17 protein-coding genes, 2 tRNA genes and 2 pseudogenes are annotated in these 22,003 nt (G+C 69.4%); 17 read left to right on the forward strand and 4 right to left on the reverse strand.

All coding sequences use genetic code 11. The annotated features are described in order from the left end of the window. Positions 1-762: a 5'/3'-nucleotidase SurE gene (locus ACWH43_RS14850; protein WP_158445143.1), complete on the forward strand. Its 762-nt coding sequence runs from the start codon at positions 1-3 to the stop codon at positions 760-762. Positions 763-785: 23 nt separating this feature from the next. Here ACWH43_RS14850 and ACWH43_RS14855 read toward each other — a convergent pair whose 3' ends face one another. Next, complete coding sequence (locus ACWH43_RS14855) at positions 786-1,259, reverse strand: nucleoside deaminase (protein WP_158445142.1); 474 nt, start codon at positions 1,257-1,259, stop codon at positions 786-788. 426 nt (positions 1,260-1,685) lie between these two features. Between ACWH43_RS14855 and ACWH43_RS14860 the strand changes: the two genes are divergently transcribed. The 12 genes and pseudogenes from ACWH43_RS14860 (at position 1,686) to ACWH43_RS14915 (ending at position 17,181) form a co-directional block, all read left to right on the forward strand. Then, positions 1,686-2,909, forward strand: coding sequence for an efflux RND transporter periplasmic adaptor subunit (locus tag ACWH43_RS14860; protein ID WP_448153531.1), 1,224 nt, complete (start codon positions 1,686-1,688; stop codon positions 2,907-2,909). Positions 2,910-2,916: 7 nt separating this feature from the next. Beyond that, positions 2,917-6,044 (forward strand): annotated as a pseudogene (locus ACWH43_RS14865) (efflux RND transporter permease subunit). Positions 6,045-6,330: 286 nt separating this feature from the next. Further along, on the forward strand, positions 6,331-9,414 hold the full coding sequence (gene fdnG / locus ACWH43_RS14870; protein ID WP_158445140.1) for a formate dehydrogenase-N subunit alpha: 3,084 nt from the start codon (positions 6,331-6,333) through the stop codon (positions 9,412-9,414). Positions 9,415-9,424: 10 nt separating this feature from the next. After that, positions 9,425-10,345: a formate dehydrogenase subunit beta gene (fdxH, locus tag ACWH43_RS14875; protein ID WP_158445139.1), complete on the forward strand. Its 921-nt coding sequence runs from the start codon at positions 9,425-9,427 to the stop codon at positions 10,343-10,345. Beyond that, positions 10,329-11,024: a formate dehydrogenase subunit gamma gene (locus tag ACWH43_RS14880; RefSeq protein WP_260347905.1), complete on the forward strand. Its 696-nt coding sequence runs from the start codon at positions 10,329-10,331 to the stop codon at positions 11,022-11,024. Before fdxH ends, ACWH43_RS14880 begins: the two co-directional genes overlap by 17 nt. Before the next feature lie 68 nt (positions 11,025-11,092). After that, complete coding sequence (gene fdhE / locus ACWH43_RS14885) at positions 11,093-12,013, forward strand: formate dehydrogenase accessory protein FdhE (RefSeq protein ID WP_158445137.1); 921 nt, start codon at positions 11,093-11,095, stop codon at positions 12,011-12,013. Positions 12,014-12,041: 28 nt separating this feature from the next. Beyond that, positions 12,042-13,448 (forward strand): L-seryl-tRNA(Sec) selenium transferase, encoded by a 1,407-nt coding sequence (gene selA, locus ACWH43_RS14890; protein WP_158445136.1) that lies wholly within the window; start codon positions 12,042-12,044, stop codon positions 13,446-13,448. Between the two features lie 49 nt (positions 13,449-13,497). Continuing rightward, positions 13,498-14,178: a tetratricopeptide repeat protein gene (locus ACWH43_RS14895; protein ID WP_448153662.1), complete on the forward strand. Its 681-nt coding sequence runs from the start codon at positions 13,498-13,500 to the stop codon at positions 14,176-14,178. A 3-nt stretch (positions 14,179-14,181) separates the two neighbouring features. After that, positions 14,182-15,996: pseudogene (gene selB, locus ACWH43_RS14900) on the forward strand (selenocysteine-specific translation elongation factor); the annotation flags it as partial. 108 nt (positions 15,997-16,104) lie between these two features. Further along, a tRNA-Sec gene (locus tag ACWH43_RS14905) sits at positions 16,105-16,200 on the forward strand. 119 nt (positions 16,201-16,319) lie between these two features. Continuing rightward, positions 16,320-16,802, forward strand: coding sequence for a hypothetical protein (locus tag ACWH43_RS14910; RefSeq protein WP_158448253.1), 483 nt, complete (start codon positions 16,320-16,322; stop codon positions 16,800-16,802). Then, positions 16,789-17,181 carry a hypothetical protein gene (locus tag ACWH43_RS14915; RefSeq protein ID WP_158448252.1) on the forward strand — a complete coding sequence of 131 codons (393 nt, stop codon included), beginning with the start codon at positions 16,789-16,791 and terminating at the stop codon, positions 17,179-17,181. Before ACWH43_RS14910 ends, ACWH43_RS14915 begins: the two co-directional genes overlap by 14 nt. Before the next feature lie 7 nt (positions 17,182-17,188). Here ACWH43_RS14915 and selD read toward each other — a convergent pair whose 3' ends face one another. The 3 genes from selD to ACWH43_RS14930 form a co-directional block, all read right to left on the reverse strand. Further along, on the reverse strand, positions 17,189-18,265 hold the full coding sequence (gene selD / locus ACWH43_RS14920; RefSeq protein WP_375796992.1) for a selenide, water dikinase SelD: 1,077 nt from the start codon (positions 18,263-18,265) through the stop codon (positions 17,189-17,191). 121 nt (positions 18,266-18,386) lie between these two features. Continuing rightward, positions 18,387-19,481 (reverse strand): transglutaminase-like domain-containing protein, encoded by a 1,095-nt coding sequence (locus ACWH43_RS14925; protein WP_448153532.1) that lies wholly within the window; start codon positions 19,479-19,481, stop codon positions 18,387-18,389. After that, entirely contained in the window at positions 19,478-20,101 is a 624-nt protein-coding gene (locus ACWH43_RS14930; protein ID WP_260347906.1) for a TlpA disulfide reductase family protein, read from the reverse strand. Before ACWH43_RS14930 ends, ACWH43_RS14925 begins: the two co-directional genes overlap by 4 nt. A 137-nt stretch (positions 20,102-20,238) precedes the next feature. Between ACWH43_RS14930 and ACWH43_RS14935 the strand changes: the two genes are divergently transcribed. The 4 genes from ACWH43_RS14935 to ACWH43_RS14950 all read left to right on the forward strand — a co-directional run bounded on the left by ACWH43_RS14935 (position 20,239) and on the right by ACWH43_RS14950 (position 21,999). Further along, on the forward strand, positions 20,239-20,433 hold the full coding sequence (locus ACWH43_RS14935) for a hypothetical protein (RefSeq protein WP_158446061.1): 195 nt from the start codon (positions 20,239-20,241) through the stop codon (positions 20,431-20,433). 128 nt (positions 20,434-20,561) lie between these two features. Then, positions 20,562-20,945 carry a hypothetical protein gene (locus ACWH43_RS14940; RefSeq protein ID WP_158446062.1) on the forward strand — a complete coding sequence of 128 codons (384 nt, stop codon included), beginning with the start codon at positions 20,562-20,564 and terminating at the stop codon, positions 20,943-20,945. 86 nt (positions 20,946-21,031) lie between these two features. After that, a tRNA-Phe gene (locus ACWH43_RS14945) sits at positions 21,032-21,107 on the forward strand. A gap of 112 nt (positions 21,108-21,219) precedes the next feature. After that, complete coding sequence (locus tag ACWH43_RS14950) at positions 21,220-21,999, forward strand: DUF6538 domain-containing protein (RefSeq protein WP_158446063.1); 780 nt, start codon at positions 21,220-21,222, stop codon at positions 21,997-21,999. Positions 22,000-22,003: the final 4 nt, after the last annotated feature.

The following is a 22,003-nucleotide window of genomic DNA, read 5'->3' on the forward strand; positions in this document are numbered from 1 at the left end:
ATGCGCATCCTGATCGCCAACGACGACGGCATCGACGCTCCGGGCATCGCCCTGCTGCGGCGCGCCGCCGCCCGCCTGACCTCCGACATCTGGGTCGTGGCGCCGGAGCGGAAATGGACCGCCGCCAGCCATCACCTCTCCTTCGACCGCGACCTGACGCTGACCCGCCGCGCGGAACAGGTCTACGCTCTCGACGGCACGCCGGCCGACTGCGTCGTCGCCGCGATGACGGTGCTGTTCCGGGACGGCGGGCGCCCGGACCTCGTGCTGTCGGGCGTCAATGACGGGCGCAACGCCGCTGAGGACGCCGCCTATTCCGGCACGCTGTCGATCGCGCGCGAGGCAAGCTTCTGGCACATTCCGGCCGTCGGCTTCTCCCGCAGCAAGGGCGGAAGCGCGGGCGAGCAGGACGTCGCCGCGCTCGCCGCCCTGATCGACGCGCTCTGGCAGCGGGGCGCGGCCTGGCAGCGCGAGGGGACCTTTCTCAGCGTCAACCTGCCGAAGGAGCTGCCGGCGCAGATCGGCCTGGCCAGGATCGGCCGAGACAAGATCGCCGGCGCGGCCGATATCGGCGCGGATGACGGCGGCAGGATCGTCTGGCGCATCCGCCGCGGCCGGCCGCATACGAGCCGCCCCGGCGACGAGAACAGCTTCATCGATGCGGGCCGGATCGCCATCGTCCGCCATTGCTGGAGCGACGGCGCGCCGCTGGACGGCGGCCTGGCGGCGGAGCTGAACGCGGCGCTCGCGCCCGGCGGCTAGGCCCGGACGGGCCCCGCCCGGCGTCAGGCTCCCCCGGCCTGCCGGCGCTTCCAGGCGGCATAGAGATTGGCTCCCTCCTCCGCAGGGACCGGCAGATGGCGGATCCGCATCGTCTGTTCGGCGAAAGGCCGGGCCAGATCGGCGTAGATCGCGGCGGTGGAGAGGCCGTAGGGCGCGCCGTCCTCGTTCGAATAGGCGAAGCAGACCTCCTCCACGCCGGCGAGCCGCATCGCCGCCATGCACATCGGGCAGGGATGGCCGCTGGCATAGACGATGCAACCGGAGAGATCGGGCGTGCCGAGCGCCCGGCCCGCGGCGCGCAACGCCATCAACTCGGCATGGGCCGTGGGATCGTTGGTGCGCGCGATCGCGTTGACGCCGGTCGCGACGACCGCGCCGTCCCTGACGACCACCGCGCCGAAGGGCCGGCCTCCGGCCTCGATATTGGCCTGCGCGAGCGCGACCGCCTCGCACAGAAAGCGCCGGGCATCGTCCATGGTCGTCTCCTTGTGGCTGCGTCGCGGCGGGTTTCGTTCCTCGGCGGCGGCGGCCCGCCCTCCCGGCTCACTCGGGATCGGCGACGGCCCGCTGCTGCGGGAACCCGACCGGCAGATCCGCCGCGAGCGCTTCCTGCTCGGTGCGGATGAAGCGGAAATAGGACAGCACCGCCATGGCGGACATCACCGCGAGCACCGCCGCGAAGCTGAACAGGATGCGGCGGCGTATCCTCAGGCTATCATGACACGATCCATCGAGAAGCGCCCATCCCCCGGCTCGATCATGGTCGACGACCGGTTTCCCGACCGTTAGGTTTCCGCTCCGACGGGAACGCCGGCGACCCGACCGGCTTTCCGCCTTATTGACGCGGTAGCCGCAATCGGGGATTGAACGCAGGATTCGCCCGCCTGCAAGAAGGACATTCCATGTCGGCCGCGCGCGCCCAGCTCTCCCCGCGTCTTGCCCTGCCCGGCCTTCTGCTGTGCGCGACGGCCCTGGCCGGCTGCAACGAGGAGAAGTCGGCGACGCCGCCGATGCAGCCGCAGGCGCAGGTCAGCATCGTCGTGCTCCATCCCCAGCCGGTCGCCATCACCGCCGAGCTGCCGGGGCGCGTCGCCGCCAACCTCGTCGCGGAAGTCCGGCCGCAGGTGAACGGCATCATCAAGTCGCGCCTCTATGAGGAAGGCGGCGACGTCAAGGCCGGCGACGTGCTCTACGAGATCGACCCGGCCCCCTATCAGGCCGCGCTCGACAGCGCGATCGCCGCGCAGCGCAAGGCGGAGGCCGCCGTCACCAACGCCCAGGTCCGGGCCAGCCGCTATCAGGAGCTGTTCCAGCGCAATGCCGGCAGCCGGCAGGACATGGACGACGCCAACGCCACGCTGGCCCAGGCCCAGGCCAACGTCGCCTCGGCCAAGGCGAGCGTCGAGACGGCGCGGATCAACCTCGCCTACACCAAGGTCACGGCCCCGATCGACGGGCGCATCGACAAATCGGCGCTGACGCCGGGCGCGCTGGTCACCGCGAACCAGGCGACCGCCCTGACGACGATCCGCAAGCTCGACCCGATCAATGTCGACGTCACCCAGTCCAGCACCAACCTGCTGCGCCTGCGCGACGACATCGCCGCGGGCCGGCTGCGCTTCACCGGGCTCGGCGTCGCGGTGAAGCTCAAGCTCGACACCGGGCAGCAATACGACAAGTCCGGCAAGCTCGAATTCGCCGAGGCCAATATCGACGAGACCACCGGCACCTTCCGCGTCCGCGCCGAATTCCCCAACCCGGACAAGCTGCTGCTGCCGGGCATGTTCGTGCGCGCCCTGATCCAGGAGGGCATCGCCGAGAACAGCTTCCTGCTGCCGCAGCGCGGCGTCGGCCGCAACACCAAGGGCGAGGCGACCGGCAAGTTCGTCGGCCCCGACGGCAAGGTCGAGGAGCGCGTCCTGACCACGCGGCGCAGCGTCGGCAACAACTGGCTGGTCGATGGCGGCGTCAAGGACGGCGAGCGGCTGATCGTCGAGGGCGGCCAGCTCGTCCGGGCGGGACAGGTCGTGACCGCGAACGAGGTCAGCGTCGACGAGGCGACGGGCGAGCTCAAATCCGCCAACCGGCGGGCCGAGCTCGACGCCGGCAACAGCGCGAAGAACTGATCCGATGCTGTCGCGCTTCTTCATCGAGCGACCGATCTTCGCCTGGGTCGTCGCCATCGTCATCATGCTGGCGGGCCTGCTGGCGCTCCAGACGCTGCCGATCTCGCAATATCCGCAGATCGCGCCGACGACCGTGCAGATCAGCGCCAACTATCCCGGCGCCGACGCGCAGACGGTCGAGAATTCGGTGACCAAGGTCATCGAGCAGGGCATGACCGGCGTCGACAACCTGCAATACATGACCGCCACCTCGACGGCGACCGGCAACGCCCAGATCACGCTGACCTTCAACAGCCAGGCCGATCCGGACGTGGCGCAGATGCAGGTGCAGAACAAGCTGCAGCTCGTCACCCGCCAGTTGCCCACGGTGGTGCAGAGCACCGGCATCACGGTCGCCAAGGCCTCGACCGGCTTCCTGATGGTCGTCGCCTTCGTCTCGACCGACGGGCGCATGACCACCACCGACCTCGCCGACTATGTCGATTCCACGCTCAACGACACGCTGAAGCGCGTCGAGGGCGTCGGCACGACGCAGCTCTTCGGCGCCGGCTACGCCATGCGGATCTGGCTCGACCCGGACAATCTGCGCAAATACGCGCTGATGCCGAGCGACGTCATCGCAGCGATCGAGGCCCAGAACACCCAGGTCTCGGCCGGCCAGCTCGGCGGCCTGCCCCAGGTCAAGGGCCAGCAGCTCAACGCCACGGTGACCGCCGCCTCGCGCCTGCAGACCCCGGCCCAGTTCGAGAACATCATCCTGAAGAGCGGCTCCTCGGGCTCGATCGTGCGGCTCAACGACGTCGCCCGCGTCGAGCTCGGCGCCAAGAGCTACGACACCTCCTCGCGCTATAACGGGCACCCGACCACCGGCCTCGCCATCAGCCTCGCCACCGGCGCCAACGCCATCAACACCGCCAAGGCCGTGCAGGCGACGATCGAGCGCTTCAAGCAGACCCTGCCGGAAGGCGTCGAGGTCACCTATCCCTACGACACCACCCCCTTCGTCACCCTCTCGATCGAGAAGGTGGTGCATACGCTGTTCGAGGCGATCCTGCTCGTCTTCGTGGTGATGTTCGTCTTCCTGCAGAACATCCGCGCCACCTTCATCCCGATGCTGGCGGTGCCGGTGGTGCTGCTCGGTACCTTCGGCGTGCTGGCGCTGGCGGGCTACTCGATTAACACGCTGACGATGTTCGCGATGGTGCTCGCCATCGGCCTGCTCGTCGACGACGCCATCGTCGTGGTCGAGAACGTCGAGCGCGTGATGCAGGAGGAGAAGCTCGGGCCGAAGGAGGCCACGATCAAGTCGATGGGCGAGATCACCGGCGCGCTGGTCGGCATCGCCACCGTGCTCTCGGCGGTGTTCGTGCCGATGGCCTTCTTCGGCGGCTCGGTCGGCGTGATCTACCGGCAGTTCTCGGTGACGATCGTGACCGCGATGATCCTCTCGGTCGTGGTCGCCATGGTGCTGACGCCGGCGCTGTGCGCCACCCTCCTGAAGCCGGTCGGCGAGCATGGCGAGCGCAAGGGCTTCTTCGGCTGGTTCAACCGCAATTTCGAGCGGACGACCAATGGCTACCGCTCCGGCGTCGCCGGCATGATCGCGCGGCCGCTGCGCTTCCTCCTCGTCTTCCTGCTGATCGGCGGCGGCATGGCCTGGCTGTTCGCGCGGCTGCCGAGCTCCTTCCTGCCCGACGAGGACCAGGGCATCCTGCTGACCAGCGTGCAGTTGCCGGTGGGCGCGACCCAGGACCGGACGCTGCGCGTGCTCGACCAGGTGCAGAAGCATTATCTCGAGAACGAGAAGGACCTTGTCGAGGGCGTGCTGACCGTCGCCGGCTTCGGCTTCGGCGGCCAGGGCCAGAATGTCGGCCTCGCCTTCGTGCGGCTGAAGCCCTTCGCCACGCGCGTCGGCAAGCAGGCGACCGCCCAGGCCATCGCCGGGCGCGCCATGGGCGCCTTCCGCTCGATCAAGGACGGCACCGTCTATGCGCTGGCGCCGCCGGCGATCCAGGGCTTCGGCAACACCGCGGGCTTCGACTTCTACCTGCAGGACATCGCGGGGGCCGGGCATGAACGGCTGATGCAGGTCCGCAACCAGCTCCTCGGCCTCGCCGCGCAGAGCAAGGTCCTGGCCGGCACCCGCCCGAACGGGCAGGAGGACACGCCGCAATACGCCGTCGAGATCGACCAGGAGAAGGCGAGCGCGCTGACGCTCTCGCTGGCCGACGTCAACACCACGCTCTCGACCGCCTGGGGTTCGGCCTATGTCAACGACTTCATCGACCGCGGCCGGGTGAAGTCGGTCTATGTCCAGGCGGATGCGGCCTCCCGCATGCAGCCGGAGGATGTCGGGCGCTGGTTCGTCCGCAACCAGAGCGGCGACATGGTGCCGTCTCGGCCTTCTCCTCGGGCCGCTGGACCTATGGCTCGCCGCGCCTCGAGCGCTACAACGGCGCGGCGGCGGTCGAGATCCAGGGCGGGGCGGCGCCGGGCGTCAGCTCCGGCGCGGCGATGGACGAGGTCGACCGCCTGATGACGCAGCTCCCGACCGGCTTCAGCCACGAATGGACCGGGCTTTCCTTCCAGGAGAAGCTCTCGGGCAGCCAGGCGGTGGCGCTCTACGCCATCTCGATGCTGGTCGTGTTCCTCTGCCTGGCGGCGCTCTACGAGAGCTGGTCGATCCCCTTCGCGGTGATGCTGTGCGTGCCGATCGGCATCTTCGGCGCCCTGCTGGCGGCGACGCTGTTCGGCCAGACCAACGACGTCTACTTCAAGGTCGGCCTGCTGACGACGATCGGACTCGCAGCCAAGAACGCGATCCTGATCGTCGAGTTCGCGATCGAGCAGGAGGCGCAGGGCAAGGGCCTCGTCGAGGCGACGCTGGAAGCGTCGCGCCAGCGCCTGCGGCCGATCCTGATGACCTCGCTCGCCTTCGTGCTCGGCGTGCTGCCGCTGGCGGTCGCCACCGGCGCGGGCTCCGGCAGCCAGAACTCGATCGGCATCGGCGTGATGGGCGGCATGATCGCCGCCACCGCCGTCGGCGTCTTCTTCGTGCCGCTGCTCTACGTCGCCGTCGTCCGCCTCGTCCGGCGCCTGCGCGGGACCGGCAAGGAAGCGAAGGCTGCGGCCTGATACCGCGCGCGCCCCGCGAACAGGGCCGCGCGCCGGATCGGGCGCCCTGCCCCGCGACCGGAGAAGGACGCAGGGCGCGCGCCCGGCCCCATCCCTGCGTGCCCGTCCGCCTGAACGGGCTCCCGCCGCCGGCCGTCCGGCAGGGCCCTGCAGCGGCGCGGGATGATTACGACAAAAGTCTAGGACGCGCTGGGAGAGCCTCTCCCTGGCCCGGCTTGACGCTTCCGGGCCAGAGTCTCATTATTCCAAATTGAACGATGTGTGATTGTTCGCCTGGGAGGTTGAGATGCTGCAAGAGCTCTCGCGCCGCCAGTTCATGAAAGCCGCAGGAGCGGGGCTTGGCGGATCTGCCGTCGCCGCGCTCGGATTCGGCGGGGCTGAGGAAGCCCTCGCCCAGGCCGTGCGGCCCTTCAAGCTGACCGGCACGACGGAAACCCGAAACACCTGCCCGTACTGCTCCGTCGCCTGCGGCGTGATCATGTACAGCCTGGGCGACAAGTCGAAGAACGCCCATCAGGCGATCGTCCATATCGAAGGCGACCCGGACCATCCGACCAATCGCGGCACGCTCTGCCCGAAAGGGTCCGCCCTCCTCGACTTCATCCATTCCGAGACGCGCACCACGACGCCGCAATATCGCGGCCCCGGCGAGAAGGCGTTCCGGCCGATCGGTTGGAACGAGGCGCTCGACCGCATCGCGCGGCTGATGAAGGACGACCGCGACAAGAACTTCATCAGGACGAACCAGGACGGCGTCACGGTCAACCGCTGGCTGACGACGGGCTTCCTCGCCGCCTCGGCGACGACGAACGAGACGGCGTTCCTGACCTATAAAGTGGTCCGAAGTTCCGGGATTTTGGCGTTCGACAACCAGGCGCGCGTCTGACACGGACCGACGGTGGCCAGTCTGGCCCCAACATTCGGTCGCGGTGCGATGACCAACTCCTGGACGGACATCAAGAACACCGACCTCGTCATCATCATGGGCGGCAACGCCGCCGAGGCGCATCCCTGCGGCTTCAAATGGGTCACCGAGGCCAAGGCCCAGCGCGGCGCCAAGCTGATCGTCGTCGATCCGCGCTTCACGCGCTCGGCCTCGGTCGCGGATTATTACGCGCCGATCCGGCAGGGCACCGACATCGCCTTCCTGCTCGGCGCCATCAAGTACTGCATCGACAACGACAAGATCCAGCACGACTATGTGCGCGCCTTCACCAACGCGCCCTATATCGTCAAGGAGGGCTTCGGCTATCAGGACGGCCTGTTCACGGGCTATGACGAGGCCAAGCGCGACTACGACCGCTCGAGCTGGGAATACGAGCTCGGGCCGGACGGCTATGTCCAGGTCGACGAGACGCTGCAGCATCCGCGCTGCGTCTACCAGCTCCTGAGGAAGCACGTCTCGGCCTATACGCCGGAGATGGTCGAGCGCATCTGCGGCACGCCCAAGGACAAGTACCTCACGGTCTGCAAGATGATCGCGGAGACCTCGGCGCGCGACAAGGTCATGACCTCGATGTACGCGCTCGGCTGGACGCAGCACTCCAAGGGCTCGCAGAACATCCGCTCGATGGCGATGCTGCAGTTGCTGCTCGGCAATATCGGCCTGCGCGGCGGCGGCATGAACGCGCTGCGCGGACACTCCAACATCCAGGGGCTCACCGATATCGGCCTGATGTCGAACCTGATCCCGGGCTATCTGACGCTGCCGACCGACAAGGAGGTCGACTTCCCGACCTATATGTCGACGCGCGGCTTCAAGCCGCTCCGGCCCAACCAGATGAGCTACTGGCAGAACTACAGGAAGTTCATGGTGAGCTTCCTGAAGTCGATGTGGGGGCCGGCCGCGACGGCGGAGAACGACTTCGCCTATCAATGGCTGCCGAAGCTCGACGTGCCCGGCTACGACATGCTGCGCACCTTCGACATGATGCACCAGGGCAAGGTGAACGGCTATTTCTGCCAGGGCTTCAACCCGCTGCTCTCGCTGTCGAACCGCGGCAAGGTCTCGCAGGCGCTGTCGAAGCTGAAGTTCCTGGTGGTGATGGACCCGCTGCAGACCGAGACCGCGCGGTTCTGGAAGGACGAGGGCGTCCATAACGACGTCAAGCCCGAGGACATCCAGACCGAGGTGTTCGAGCTGCCGACCACCTGCTTCGCCGAGGACGAGGGTTCGCTGGTCAATTCCGGCCGCTGGCTGCAATGGCACTGGCCGGGCGCCGAGCCTCCGGGAGAGGCGAAGACCGATACCTGGATCATGGCGCAGCTCTTCCAGCGCCTGCGCGCCCTCTACATCAAGGAAGGCGGCGCCTTCCCCGATCCGATCGTCAATCTGCACTGGCCCTACCGGGTCGCGGACGACCCGCAGCCGGACGAGATGGCCAGGGAGATGAACGGCTATGTCGTCTCGACGGTCACCGACCCGGCCGATCCGACCAAGGTGCTGCTGGAGAAGGGCAAGCAGCTCGACACCTTCGGGCAGTTGCGCGACGACGGCTCGACCGCTTGCGGCTGCTGGATCTATTCCGGCTGTTGGACCGAGAAGGGCAACATGATGGCCCGGCGCGATACCAGCGACCCGGCCAATACCGGCGCCTATGCGAACTGGGCCTTCTCCTGGCCCGCCAACCGGCGCATCCTTTACAACCGCGCCTCGGCGGATATCGACGGCAAGGCCTGGGACCCCCGGCGCAAGCTGATCGAATGGAACGGCACGGCCTGGACCGGCTACGACGTGCCGGACATCGCGCCGGCGGCCAAGCCGCGCGATGTCGGCCCGTTCATCATGAACCCGGAGGGAACGGCGCGGCTGTTCGTGCGCGGGATGATGAAGGATGGCCCCTTCCCGGCCCATTACGAGCCGTTCGAGAGCCCGGTCGCCAATGTGCTGGCGCCCAAGATCCGCGGCAATCCCGCAGCGCGCATCTTCAAGGACGACCTCGCCGCGCTCGGGACCTCGGACAAGTTCCCCTATGCGGCGACCTCCTACCGCCTGACCGAGCATTTCCACTACTGGACCAAGCATGTCTGGGTGAATGCCGTGCTCCAGCCGGAGTTCTTCGTCGAGATCAGCGAGCAGCTCGCCCAGGAGAAGACCATCCAGAACGGCGGCTGGGTGAAGGTCTCGTCCAACCGCGGCACGGTCTATGCCAAGGCCGTGGTGACCAAGCGCATCAAGCCGCTGATCTGCGACGGCAAGACCGTCCATGTCGTCGGCATCCCGCTCCACTGGGGCTTCACCGGTGCGGCCAGGAAGGGCTTCGGCCCCAACAGCCTCACCCCGTTCGTCGGCGACGCCAACATCGAGACGCCCGAATTCAAGGCGTTCCTGGTGAATGTCGAGCCGTCCAACGGACCGGCGACGAGCTAGGGAGGGTCCGATGGCAGGATTGCAGAGTCAGGACTTCGCCCGCATCTCGGCGACCAATTTCCGGCCGCCGGACGTCCGCCACGATTTCGAGGTGGCCAAGCTCATCGACGTCTCGAAATGCATCGGCTGCAAGGCCTGCCAGGCGGCCTGCCTGGAATGGAACAATCTGCGCGAGGAGGTCGGCTTCAATACCGGCTCCTACGACAACCCGCACGACCTGACGCCGAACACCTGGACGCTGATGCGGTTCACCGAATGGGAGAACCCGCAGAGCGGCAATCTCGAATGGCTGATCCGCAAGGATGGCTGCATGCACTGCGCCGATCCGGGCTGCCTCAAGGCCTGCCCCTCCCCCGGCGCGATCGTGCAGTACAACAACGGCATCGTCGATTTCGTCTCGGAGAACTGCATCGGCTGCGGCTATTGCGTGAAGGGCTGTCCGTTCAACATCCCGCGCATCAGCCAGGCCGACCACAAGGCCTATAAATGCACGCTCTGCTCGGACCGGGTCTCGGTCGGCCAGGCGCCGGCCTGCGCCAAGGCCTGCCCGACCGGCGCCATCGTGTTCGGCACCAAGCAGGCGATGCTGACCTATGCGCAGACGCGCATCACCGACCTGAAGTCGCGCGGCTTCGAGAATGCCGGGATCTACGATCCGCCCGGCGTCGGCGGCACCCATGTGATGTATGTGCTGCATCATGCCGACCAGCCGCAGCTCTATGCCGGGCTGCCGCAGAACCCGCGGATCAGCCAGGTCGTCGAATTGTGGAAGGGGCTGACCAAATATGCCGGCATGGCTGCGGTCGGCTTCGCCGCCGCCTTCGCCTTCGTCCACGGCATCGTCGCGCGGCGCAACGACGTCAGCCGCGCCGAGGACCGCGAAGCCGAGCACCTGATCGACGAGGAGGCTGCCCGTGGCCGTCAGACGTGAGGAGGAGCGCACCACCGTCGACCGCTATCCCGGCCGCGTGCGCGTCAACCACTGGATCACCGCGATCTCGCTGATCCTGCTCGCCCTCAGCGGTGCCGCGCTGTTCCATCCGGCCCTGTTCTTCCTGTCGAGCCTGTTCGGCGGCGGCGCCAACACCCGCGCCCTTCACCCCTGGCTCGGCGTCGTGCTGCTGGCGAGCTTCGCCGTCCTCTTCGTCCAGATGGTGCGCCATAATTTCTGGAGGAAGGTCGACACGCAGTGGATGCGCCATATCGGCGACGTGATGTCCGGCCATGAGGAGAACCTGCCCGAGATCGGCAAGTACAACGGCGCCCAGAAGATCGTCTTCTGGCTGATGACGCTGCTGATCCTCGTCCTGTTCGCGACGGGAATCATGATCTGGTACGAGTATTTCGGCGACAGCTTCACCATCGAGCAGCAGCGCTTCGGCCATATCATCCACGCGCTGGCGGCCGTCGCCATGCTGCTGGTGGTCATCGTCCATATCTATGCCGGCTTCTATGTGCGCGGCACCATGGCGGCGATGACCGAGGGCAAGGTGACGGGCGGCTGGGCCTTCCGCCACCATCGGCTCTGGCTGCGCCACGAGGCGCGCGAAGGCGTGATCGACGAGCGCCAGGCGCCGCCGCGCCGCCCCAATATCGGCCCGGCCGAGTAGCACAATGCCCTGATGCGGGGCCGCCGCCGCCCCGCCTCCCGTGACCCGTGCGGTTCGAGAGGATCGGAATGACTGAGCTTCCCGGGCTCGAAGCCCCCGACGAGGTCGGCATCGCGGAACGCGACAAGCCGCCCTTCATCCGCCTGCCCGCGCCGGAAACGCTGTTCGGCCTGCGGGCGATGCGCTTCGCGGCCCTGGCCCCCGGCCACCAGCTCGAACCCTATCTCGGCTTTCTCGCAGCGCTTTCGGCAGCGCAGGACGAGGTCGTGCGCGCCGCTCCGCCCCCCACCCTGCCCGCTCCCGGCGCGCTCAGGACGCGCGCGGCGAACGCCATGCCGCTGATGCCGCGCGAGGAGCTGGCGACGGAACCCGCCGCCGCGGCAGCCCTCTCCGGGCTGGCGGCCCGGCTTGAGGCCATCGCCATGCCCGATCTCGCCCGCGGCGCGCTGGAACGCGTGACGGCGGCGGGCGAGGAGGCGCTTCACGCCCTGTTCGACGCCGTTCTGGCCGATGCGATCCCGGTCGAGGCGGTGGCCGAGCACATCTTCGCGGCGGCGGCGTTGCAGGTCGTGGCGGCGCGGCGCAGCGCGCAGCTCGACCCGCTGCTGCCGCAGCCGGTCGCGGACGGCGTCTGCCCCTGCTGCGGCGCCCCGCCGGTGACCAGCGCCGTCGTCGCCGACGTCAATGTCGAGGGGGTGCGCTACGTCCAGTGCTCGCTCTGCGCGGCGCAGTGGAACCATGTCCGGGTGAAATGCGTCTCCTGCGGGTCGACCAAGGGCATTTCCTATCAGGCGATCGAGGGCATCGCCGACACGATCAAGGCCGAGACCTGCGGCGAATGCCGGACCTATGTGAAGATCCTGAACCGGCGCAAGGATACGGAGCTGGAAGCCGTGGCCGACGATGTCGCCAGCCTCGGCCTCGATTTGCTGGTGACCGAAGCCGGCTGGCGGCGCGCGGGAGTGAACCCATTCCTGCTCGGCTATTGACGATCATGCGTCTCCCGGAGGGAGCCTGATGAACCGGCCCGAACGCTTCCGCCCGCCCTCGGTCGACGAGATCCTGCGCAGCGGCGAGGGCGCGCTCGCCATCGCCCGCCACGGCCGCGCCGAGACGACCCGGGTCGTGCGGCAGGTTCTGGAACGGATGCGGCAGGGCGAGGCCCCCCGCCTCGGCGCGGCCGACGCGATCGCCCGCGGCGCCCTCGAAGCGCTGGAGCGGCGCGGGCAGCCGTCGCAGCGTCCCGTCATCAACCTCACCGGAACGGTGCTGCACACCAATCTCGGCCGGGCTCTGCTGGCCGAGGAGGCGATCGAGGCGGTGGTCGCGGCGATGCGCGCGCCGACCAATCTCGAATACGAGGTCGAGGCCGGGCAGCGCGGCGAGCGCGATGCCCATGTGCGCGGGCTGATCCGCGAGCTGACCGGCGCGGAGGACGCCGTTCTGGTGAACAACAACGCCTCGGCGGTCCTGCTCGTGCTCAACACGCTCGCCAGGGATCGCGAGGCCGTCGTCTCGCGCGGCGAGCTGATCGAGATCGGCGGCGCCTTCCGCATGCCGGACATCATGGGCCGCGCCGGCGCGATCCTGCGCGAGGTCGGCACCACCAACCGCACGCATCTCAAGGATTATGCCGAGGCCATCGGCCCCGATACCGGGCTGCTGCTCAAGGTGCACACCTCCAACTATGTCGTGCAGGGCTTCACGGCGGAGGTCGCGCCGGCGGAGCTGGCGAAGCTCGCCCGCGCCCACGGCCTGCCCTTCGTCGACGATCTCGGCTCCGGCACGCTGATCGACCTCGCCCGCTGGGGGCTGCGCCATGAAAAGACGGTGCAGGATGCGCTGCAGGGCGGCGCCGACCTCGTCACCTTCTCCGGCGACAAGCTGCTCGGCGGACCGCAGGCCGGCATCGTCGCCGGGCGCAAGGAGCTGATCGCCAGGCTCGCCAGGAATCCGCTGAAACGAGCGCTGCGGCTCGACAAGTTGCGGCTGGCGGCGCTGGAGGCAACGCTCAGGCTCTATCGCGACCCCGACCGGCTGGCGGAGCGCCTGCCGACGCTGCGGCTGTTCACGCGCAAGGCGGAGGAACTGCATGCGCTGGCGGAGCGGCTGCGGCCGCGCCTGGCGGCAGCGCTCGGCCCGGGCTGGGCCGTCGAGACCATCGCCTGCGCCAGCCAGATCGGTTCCGGCGCCCTGCCGTTGGAAACCCTGCCGAGCGCGGGGCTGGCGATCAGGCCGTCGGGCAAGGCCTCCGGCGCGGCGGTCGAGGCGCTGGCGGCCGCCTTCCGGGCCGTGCCGCTGCCGGTGATCGGGCGGATCGCGCAGGGTGCGCTGGTCTTCGACCTGCGCTGCCTTTCGGACGAAAGCAGCTTCGCCGCACAGCTCGCCGCACTGAAGCCCGGAGGCGGCGATGGGCTGGCTTGACCGGCTGCGCGGCAGGAACGGCGCCGGCGCGGCGGATATCGGCGCCGTCATGGCACGCGCGGCCGAAGCGGCCGAACGCGGCGACCATCGCACGGCGCTGGCGCTCTGGGGGCCGCTCGCCCAGGCCGGCGTCGGACGGGCGCAGAACAATATCGGCGCCTGCTTCGCCGAAGGGCTCGGCGTCGCGCGCGATTTCGCGCTCGCGCTGCGCTGGCTCTCGCTTGCGGCGGAGAACGGCGACCCTGTCGGGCAGCGCAATCTGGCGGCCTTGCATTTCAGGGGCGACGGCGTCGCGCAGAGCGACACGGAAGCGATGCGCCTCTACCGGCTGGCGGCCGAGCAGGGCGACGCGCCCGCGCAGGACATGCTGTCCTGGATGCTGCTCGAGGGCGGCGCGCCCGGCGACCGGCCGGAAGCGCTGCACTGGGCGCAGGCCGCCGCGCAGGCCGGCGTCGCGACCAGCATGACGCGGCTCGGCATGATGTTCCACGATGCGCTCGGGGTGGAGCGCGACCCGGCTGTCGCCGCCGATTGGTGGCGGCGCGGCATGGCGGCCGGCGATCCCGACGCCGAAGCCATGCTCGGCGCCGCGACCTTGCTCGGCCAGGGCCTCGCGCCCGATGCGCGGCACGCGCTCGACCTGCTGCTGGCCGCCGAGAGCAAGGGCAGCCGGCTCGCCGCGCCCTTCATCAAGGCCGCGCGGGCCGCTGTCTCCCCGGCGGAGGCCTGAGCCATGATCATCGGCACGGCGGGCCATATCGACCACGGCAAGACCTCGCTGGTGGGGCGGCTGACCGGCGTCGACACCGACCGGCTGAAGGAGGAGAAGGCGCGCGGCATCTCGATCGCGCTCGGCTTCGCCTATTGGCCGCAAGACGACGGTTCCGCGATCGGCTTCATCGACGTGCCCGGCCATGAGAAGCTGGTCCATACGATGCTGGCCGGCGCCTCCGGCATCGACCTGCTCCTGCTGGCGGTCGCGGCGGATGACGGGGTGATGCCGCAGACGCGCGAGCATGTCGCCATCGCCCGGCTGCTCGGCATCCGCGACGCGGTGATCGCCCTGACCAAGACGGACCTCGTCGATGCGGAGCGGATCGCCGCCGTCGGCGTCGAGGTCGCGGCGCTGCTCGCCGGCACGCCCTTCGCCGGGTCGCCGATGCTGCCGGTCTCGACCATGACCGGCGAAGGGCTGGCGCAGCTCGGCCTCCTGCTCGCGGAGAAGGCGCGGCAAGGCCGCAACCGGCCGGCCGGCGGAGCCTTCCGCCTTGCGGTCGACCGCTGCTTCACCTTGCAGGGCGCCGGCACCGTCGTGACCGGCACGGTGCTCTCCGGGACCGTCTCGACCGGCGACAGCGTCGTCGTCTCCCCCTCCGGCCTGCCGGCGCGCATCCGCTCGATCCACGCCCAGAATCTCCCCGCCGGAGCCGGCCGCGCCGGGGACCGCTGCGCGCTCAACCTCGCCGGACCGGGCGTCACGAAGGAAGCGATCCGGCACGGCGACATGGTGGTGACTCCGGCCCTGCACGCCCCGGCGAGCCGGATCGACGCCGAAGTCACGCTGCTCGCCTCGGAAGCGAAGCCGCTCGCCATGTGGCAGCCGGTGCGTCTGCATCATGCGGCGGCGGAGGTCGGCGCACGCATCGTCCTGCTCGGAAAGGAGATCGCGCCGGGCGCAACGGCCCCGGTCCAGCTCGTGCTCGACAGCCCGCTCGCCGCCGCGGCGCTCGACCGTTTCGTGCTGCGCGACGTCTCGGCCTCGCGCACCCTCGGCGGCGGCCGCTTCCTCGATCTGCGCGCGCCCGAGCGCAGGCGCCGCAGCCCTGAACGGCTGGCGCAGCTTGCGGCCCTCGGCCTGGCAGATCCGGCCGAAGCCTTGCGCGCCCTGCTTTCGGTGCCTCCCCATCATGCCGTGCTCGACAGCTTCGTCCGCGATCGCGCCCTCGCCCCCGAAGCGGCCGGCGAACTGGCCGCAGGCCTCGGCCTCGTCAGGATCGGCGCGCTCGCCATGCTCCCCCAGCACTGGCAGGCGCTGGCGCGGTCGGTGGCGGCGACGCTCGACGCCTATCACGCCGACCACCCCGATCTGCCCGGCATGGGGCTGGAGCGCCTGCGGCTCGCGGTCGCCCCGCGCCAGCCGACGCCGCTCTTCCGCCAGGTCCTGGCGCGGCTGACGGAGGACGGGCTGGTCGCCGCCTCCGGCTCCTGGATCAGGCGGCCGGACCACGAGGTCCGGCTTTCCCCCGAGGACGAGGCGCTCTGGACGCTGGTCGCGCCGCTGATCGGCGGCGGGGAGCGCTTCCGCCCGCCGCGCGTGCGCGATATCGGCCAGATGCTCGGCCGGCGCGAGGAGGATATCCGCCGGCTGTTCCGGCTCGTGGGGCGGCGCGGCGACGTGCACGAGGTCGCGCTCGATCATTTCTTCCTGCGCCCCACCGTCGCCGAGATGGTCGGCGTCGCATCGGGGCTCGCATCGAAGGCGGCGGCGGGCTTCAACGCCGCGCAATTCCGCGACAGGCTCGACAACGGGCGAAAGGTCGCTATCCAGATCCTCGAATTCCTCGACCGTCACGGCGTCACCATCCGCCGCGGCGATCTGAGGCGCGTCAACCGGCAGCGGCTCGACCTGTTCGGCCCGCTGCCGGCCACGCCCGATGGAGGAGAAACGTCCCCGGTGGGGCGTCCGGACTTCAAATCCGGGAGGGGCCGTCAGACGGTCTCTGGTGGGTTCGACTCCCATTCTCTTCCGCCAGTTTCGACGGCGTCGCATTGAATGGCGAATCCAGTGCGGCCTCGTCGGTTCCCCGCTGCTCGCATCGGCCTCCTCCGAAGCCCGGCTTCCGGTTGCCCGGCCGATGCCGGAGAGGCCAGATGATCGACAGCGAATCCCCCGCCCCCGCCCTGATCGCCGGCTTCGTGCAGGCCGCCGAGACCGCCCGGCAGGCCGAGGACGCCTATCGCAAGGAAGCGGCGGCGCGGATCGCCACGCTCGCCGGCGCGCGCGCCACGGCCTTCCGGCGCCTCAACCTGGTGCGCAGCGTCGCGACCGCCATCGCCGAGGCCGAGGAGCCGGAGAAAGCCGTCGCCCGGGCCCGCTTCGTCATCGCGCAGACGCTCGGCTGGGAGGAGCCCGGCCCCCGGCAGGCGCTCGTGCTCGACCGGCTGTCGCCCTTTCTCGAGGCGCTGTCGGCAAGCCTGGCGCCCGGCGCCGCCGCTGCCGACGGCAATGCCGCGGAATCAGGCGCGGCGGCAGCGTTGCGCCGCTTCGAGGACTGGTATCGCGCCGAGACCGGCAGCGAGTTCTATGCGCTGTTCGAGCGCTACATGCCCGAGACGCCGCGTGTCGACTTCTAGCGGCCGGGAGCGCGGGCTCGGCACCGATTTCGACCGCTGGCTCGGCCGGCTCTTCCGCAAAGGGCCCTTCACGGCGCTGATCGTGCTGGTGAGGATCGCCCAGACGAAGGTCGAGCCGCTGCGCTCGACCTTCGTCCATGTGGTCGGCGACGCGATCGACTGGGGCGATATCGTGCTGATGCTGCGCGGCGCCGGCGTGAACTGGGACGGCGCCGCCTTCTTCCCGACCCGCGACGACGATGGCGGCCTGGTGCCCGACGAGACCGCCCGCGCCCGGCTGCGGGAGCTGGAAACCGCGCTGCGCGGCAACCGGCTGGTGCTGAACGAGGGCGCCTTCTTCGACGTCTGGGGCCGGACCCTCAAGGTCGAGGAGGCGTGAGGCCGCGTCAGGCCACCACGACGCGCTCCGGACCGGCCTCGACCCTGCCGACGATCCGCGCGGACGGATAACCCGCCGCCCTGATCCGGGCGAGCAGATCCCCGGCCCGCTCCGCCTTGCAGGAAACGAGCAGGCCGCCGGAGGTCTGCGGATCGGTAAGCAAATGGCGGCGCCAGTCGGGCAAGCCGGCCGGCAGCGTGGCACCCTCGCCATAGCTCGCCCAGTTCCGGTGCGAGGCGCCGGTCACCCGGCCCTCCTGCGCCAGCCGCTCCGCCTGCGACAGGAAAGGCAGATCGGCCAGGCTGAGCCGCAGGGTCGCGCCCGAGCCGCGCGCCATCTCCAGCCCATGGCCGAGGATGCCGAAGCCGGTGACGTCGGTGACCGCATGGACGTCGGCATCCTGCGCCAGCTCGGCGCCGACGCGGTTGAGCAGCGTCACCGAGGCGAGCATCTCGTCATAAGCCGCCGGCGAGAGCTCGCCCTTCTTGAAGGCCGCCGAATAGATGCCGACCCCGAGCGCCTTGGTCAGGATCAGCGCGTCGCCCGGCCTCGCCGCGTTGTTGCGCCGCAGATTCTTCGGGTTGAGCAGGCCGATCACGGCGAGCCCGTAGATCGGCTCCGGCGCGTCGATGGAATGCCCGCCGGCCACGGGAATGCCGGCCTCGGCGCAGATCGATGCGCCGCCTTTCAGGATCTCGCGCGTCATCGCCACGGGCAGCTTGTCGAGCGGCATGCCGAGGATGGCGAGCGCCATGATCGGCTTGCCGCCCATGGCGTAGACGTCGGAGATGGCGTTGGTCGCGGCGATGCGGCCGAAATCATGCGGATCGTCGACCATCGGCATGAAGAAATCGGTGGTGGCGACGACGCAGGTCTCGTCGTCGATCTGCCAGACCGCCGCGTCGTCGCCGGTCTCGGTGCCGACGAGGAGCTGCCTGTAGGGGCCCGCGGCGGGATGCTCGGCCAGCAGCTCCTGCAGCACCGAAGGCGCGAGCTTGCAGCCGCAACCGCCGCCATGGGCGAGGCTGGTCAGCCGGGGCGCCGGCGCCTGCACCGGGGCTTCGCGCTCGATCGTGTCACTCATCTCGACAATCTCCTTTCGGCGCCGCCTCGGCCCGAATTGCGCTGACGCGGCCATCCCGGCTCCTCGCCTCGCGGCGGCCGGGATGGCCCGCATTCCGTCACCCTGTCCCGCGACGGCCGGATCAGGCGGCGATCTCGGCCGATTTGATCGCGTATCTGAAACCGTCGGGGTCGAGGCAGTCGAGCAGCGCGCCGGCGACCTCGGCCTGCGGGTACATCAGGAAGGCGACCTTGTGGCGCGAGCCCGGCAGCGCGACGTCATGCGCCATGTTGTAGCCGAGCCAGTTGCCCTCCCAGGCGCCGAACAGCGTCTGGCGCGCCGCGACCACCTTGGGATTGTCGATGGCGTTGTTGCCGGGCGGCTCCTCCAGCACGACCTTGCGGACATTGGCCGGATCGGTCGCGACCCAGCCATGCCCCTCGAGCCAGACCTCGGCACGGCAATGCTGCGCCTTGGTGATCGTCGCCGAGCCGGCTCCCAAGCTGGCATAGCCGAAGCGCGACGGCGCGACGCGGATGCCGTAGATGTCGCGCGCCGGAATGCCGACGGAACGGACCAGCGCGACGTAAAGCGCATTCAGATCGGCGCATTTGCCGCCGAGATTGCCGGTGCGCAGCATCGAGGCGACATCGCCGGAGCCGCAGCCGCGCGTCCTGGCGTCGCGGAAGGTGTTCTCGACGACCCATTGATAGATGGCGCGCGCCTTCTCAACGTCGCTCGCCTTGCCCGCCACGGCCTTCTCGGCCGTTTCCCTGACGATGCCGTCGGTGGGCATCAGCTCGGTCGCCTCGAGATAGAGCTTGCGGTCGGCCTCCGCCAACGCCGCCTTGCCGCCCGCTGCGAAATCCTCCGCCCGGTCGCGCAGCGAAAAACGGCTGCGGAGCTCGACGGACGGCGCCGCCTCGCCGTCCCTGAAGACGAGATGCAGCATCTGCGCGCCGTATTTCGGCTCGCGCACCAGCTCGGCCGAGGCGGCGTTGGTGGTCCAGTCGCTCTTGCCGGGTCTGATCCAGGCTTCCTCCTCCACCGAAGGCAGCGGGATCCAGGCCTGCGCCTTGCCCTGCCCGGCGAGGTCGAGCCGGGTCACCACCTCGAAATGGCGCCATGCTCCCGGCTTCGGCGCGAAGGCGGGCGCCTGCGCGAAACCGTGGCGCGGAAGCAGCAGCGCGGCGCCGGCCGCGGCGCCCGCCTGGAGCATAAGGCGACGATCGATCATCGGATGGGTCCTTCCTCTTTGGCCGCGGCGGTCGCGCCGGGCGGTTCCGCGCCGCCCGCCCGCTCCATGCCGGAGAGGGCTTCGAGGACCGGCGGGCTCAGCCAGTCCAGCGGCTCCTCGGTCCGAAGCGCCGGGCGCAGCTTTGTGTCGAGCACGAAGCTCGTGGGCAGGCCGAGGACCTGCCAGCGCTTCGTCGCGGCGCGGTCCGCGTCGAGCAGCACCGGGAAATCGACGGGGCGTGCCCTGAAGACGCTGCGCAGCCGCGCCGGAACCTCGCCGACATTGACGGCGAGGATGGTCACGGCGGGATCGCCGCGCCGTGCGAGCGCGTTCAGGGACGCCATTTCCGTGATGCAGGGCCCGCGCCAGGTGGCGAAGAAATGGACGATGACGGGCTTGCCGCGCAATTCCGCGAGAGCGAGCGGCCCCGCATCGAGGCGCTGCAGCGCCAATTCGGGCGTTTCCGGCAAGGACCAGCGCTCGAGCCCGCCCGCGGCGGCCAGGCCGGCCCCGGACAGCACAGATAGCGCCACCCCGAGAGCCAGCCTCAGGAAGCTGCGCTTCGGCGCCCAGTTCGGTCCGGTTGCGCCCCGAAACTCGGGAGCAGAGACGGCGAGCACGACCGCATCCTTCCCCGCCGGGAGCGCGCCGTCAATGCGCGTTTCGGTGAGCGGGCCGGGGCCGAGCCGGCGAGGACGGCCCCGCCTCCTGCGAGGGGCCTCTTGCCTGGCTTGCCGGGCGCAGGCACCATCCGCCCATGAAGCTGCTGCTGCTCCTCGGAGTCGCCGCCAGTTGCGGCTTGGCGGTCTGGCTCGCGCTCGACGGCAATGCCGTGATGGCCCTGCCGCTGGCGGTCGTCGTCGCCGCCCTGATCAGGACCCTGGTGCGCCTCGTCCGGGGCAAGCAGTTCCGGCCGGCCGACACGCCGATCCGGCAGGATACCGAGAGCTGAAGCCTCCTCCCGCCGCCTGCACGCCCGTAGACCTCCGGGTAACCATCCCGCCTGTTCCTGCTGAAAATCGCCTGTTTTCGCGTTATTTTGGCCTGAATCGGCATCAGGAACCGCTTACGGAGAAGCGCATGGCTGCACCGATCGGCGTGGATCCCTGCGACGGCCTCGACTGCTTGCGCGACGGCGTGCTGAAAGCCGGCGTCCTCAACGCCAAGGCGCTTCAGGCGGGCGCCGAAAGCCATGTCGCGAAGCTCGCCGGGCGGCTGCCGCCCTCCTCCGCGCTGGACGAGGCCTGCTTCCAGGTGGTGACCGACGTCATCGCCTTCGCGCGCCTCCTCTACGGACAGGCGCAGATCGCCGAATCGGAGAGCGCCCGCCGCAAGGCGTTGACGAGCATAGACAGGCTCGCGACCTTGGCCGCGACGGCCGGACCGACAGGCTCGACGGCGGCCGGACCCGCCCCGGAAGCGATTTTGCAGCGGGTTCCGGATCATGCTCCCGCCGGGCTGTAGAAAGCCGGCTGAAGTGACTGGACAGGCTTCGCGCCAGCCTCTATATCGCCCCCACCAACACGGACGGCGCGTCGCGCCCCGGGGGCGCCCAGGTAGCTCAGTTGGTAGAGCATGCGACTGAAAATCGCAGTGTCGGTGGTTCGATTCCGCCCCTGGGCACCATCACTTTCCAGAAGTGCTGAAACGCCAAATACATAGCTGATAATAAGGGCTTACGCCTCACCGCACTGGTCAACAACGGTGAGCAACAATGCTTTTTCGCCTAGTCCGCTCGATGAAACGCAACACGTCCGCCAACGCCTATTTCGTCCAGCGTATCCCCGTCGATGTGAAGGCCCGCGCAGCCGGCTTGAAGCTCTGCATCCCTCTCGCCGATGGATTTGTGGATAAGACCGTCCCGGCAGGGGCAGCAGACATTCGCTTCTCGTTGAGGACAGCCGACAAGTCCGAAGTGAAGCTCCGGCAGGCAGCGGCAGCGGCGTATCTGGAGCAAGTGTGGCGGAACCTCCGCGAGGCCAACGACAACGGCCCCATCCGCCTCCGTCAGGACCAGATTGCCGCCCTCTCCGGGGAACTCTATGCGACCCTGGTGCGGGCCTTCGAGCAGGACCCCGGCTCACCTGAACGATGGCGCCAGCGTCGCGTGGAGATTGACGAAGCCACGCGCTATAGCGTCCCGATAGAAGAGGGAATGCCGCTGAGTGAGATTGCGGACCCCGAGCGGGCCGCAGCGATGGAACGCGAGTTCGGGCGCGGGGTGGATGAACGGCTGGCCGCGAAGGCACTGATTGTCGATGCCGACAGCCGGGCCCGGTTGCTGGAAGCTGCCGCTCGCGTAAAGCGCGATGTCTACCTCGTCTTGGAGCACCGGGCCGAGGGCGACTACACGCCGGATGCGGGTGCCGCCAAGTTCCCGGAATGGAAGCCGCCAATTCACCAGAAACCCGCCGCTGCGTCTTCCCCGAAGGCCGCCGAGGGGACGTCGTCGGGGGCGTGGGCCTTCCCGGCTACGGCCCTTTCGGCGAACACGATGCAGTCATCGCCGACCACATAGAAGG

Source organism: Allobosea minatitlanensis (genome assembly GCF_964020775.1).

Bases quoted from the DNA above. Each gene is read 5' to 3' on its own strand.
- ACWH43_RS14860 (WP_448153531.1), top strand. From the start codon at position 1,686: ATGTCGGCCGCGCGCGCCCAGCTCTCCCCGCGTCTTGCCCTGCCCGGC.
- ACWH43_RS14895 (WP_448153662.1), top strand. From the start codon at position 13,498: ATGGCACGCGCGGCCGAAGCGGCCGAACGCGGCGACCATCGCACGGCG.
- selD (WP_375796992.1), bottom strand. From the start codon at position 18,265: ATGAGTGACACGATCGAGCGCGAAGCCCCGGTGCAGGCGCCGGCGCCC.
- ACWH43_RS14850 (WP_158445143.1), top strand. From the start codon at position 1: ATGCGCATCCTGATCGCCAACGACGACGGCATCGACGCTCCGGGCATC.
- ACWH43_RS14950 (WP_158446063.1), top strand. From the start codon at position 21,220: ATGAAACGCAACACGTCCGCCAACGCCTATTTCGTCCAGCGTATCCCC.
- selA (WP_158445136.1), top strand. From the start codon at position 12,042: ATGAACCGGCCCGAACGCTTCCGCCCGCCCTCGGTCGACGAGATCCTG.
- ACWH43_RS14855 (WP_158445142.1), bottom strand. From the start codon at position 1,259: ATGGACGATGCCCGGCGCTTTCTGTGCGAGGCGGTCGCGCTCGCGCAG.
- ACWH43_RS14940 (WP_158446062.1), top strand. From the start codon at position 20,562: ATGGCTGCACCGATCGGCGTGGATCCCTGCGACGGCCTCGACTGCTTG.
- fdhE (WP_158445137.1), top strand. From the start codon at position 11,093: ATGACTGAGCTTCCCGGGCTCGAAGCCCCCGACGAGGTCGGCATCGCG.
- fdxH (WP_158445139.1), top strand. From the start codon at position 9,425: ATGGCAGGATTGCAGAGTCAGGACTTCGCCCGCATCTCGGCGACCAAT.
- ACWH43_RS14935 (WP_158446061.1), top strand. From the start codon at position 20,239: ATGAAGCTGCTGCTGCTCCTCGGAGTCGCCGCCAGTTGCGGCTTGGCG.
- ACWH43_RS14925 (WP_448153532.1), bottom strand. From the start codon at position 19,481: ATGATCGATCGTCGCCTTATGCTCCAGGCGGGCGCCGCGGCCGGCGCC.
- ACWH43_RS14910 (WP_158448253.1), top strand. From the start codon at position 16,320: ATGATCGACAGCGAATCCCCCGCCCCCGCCCTGATCGCCGGCTTCGTG.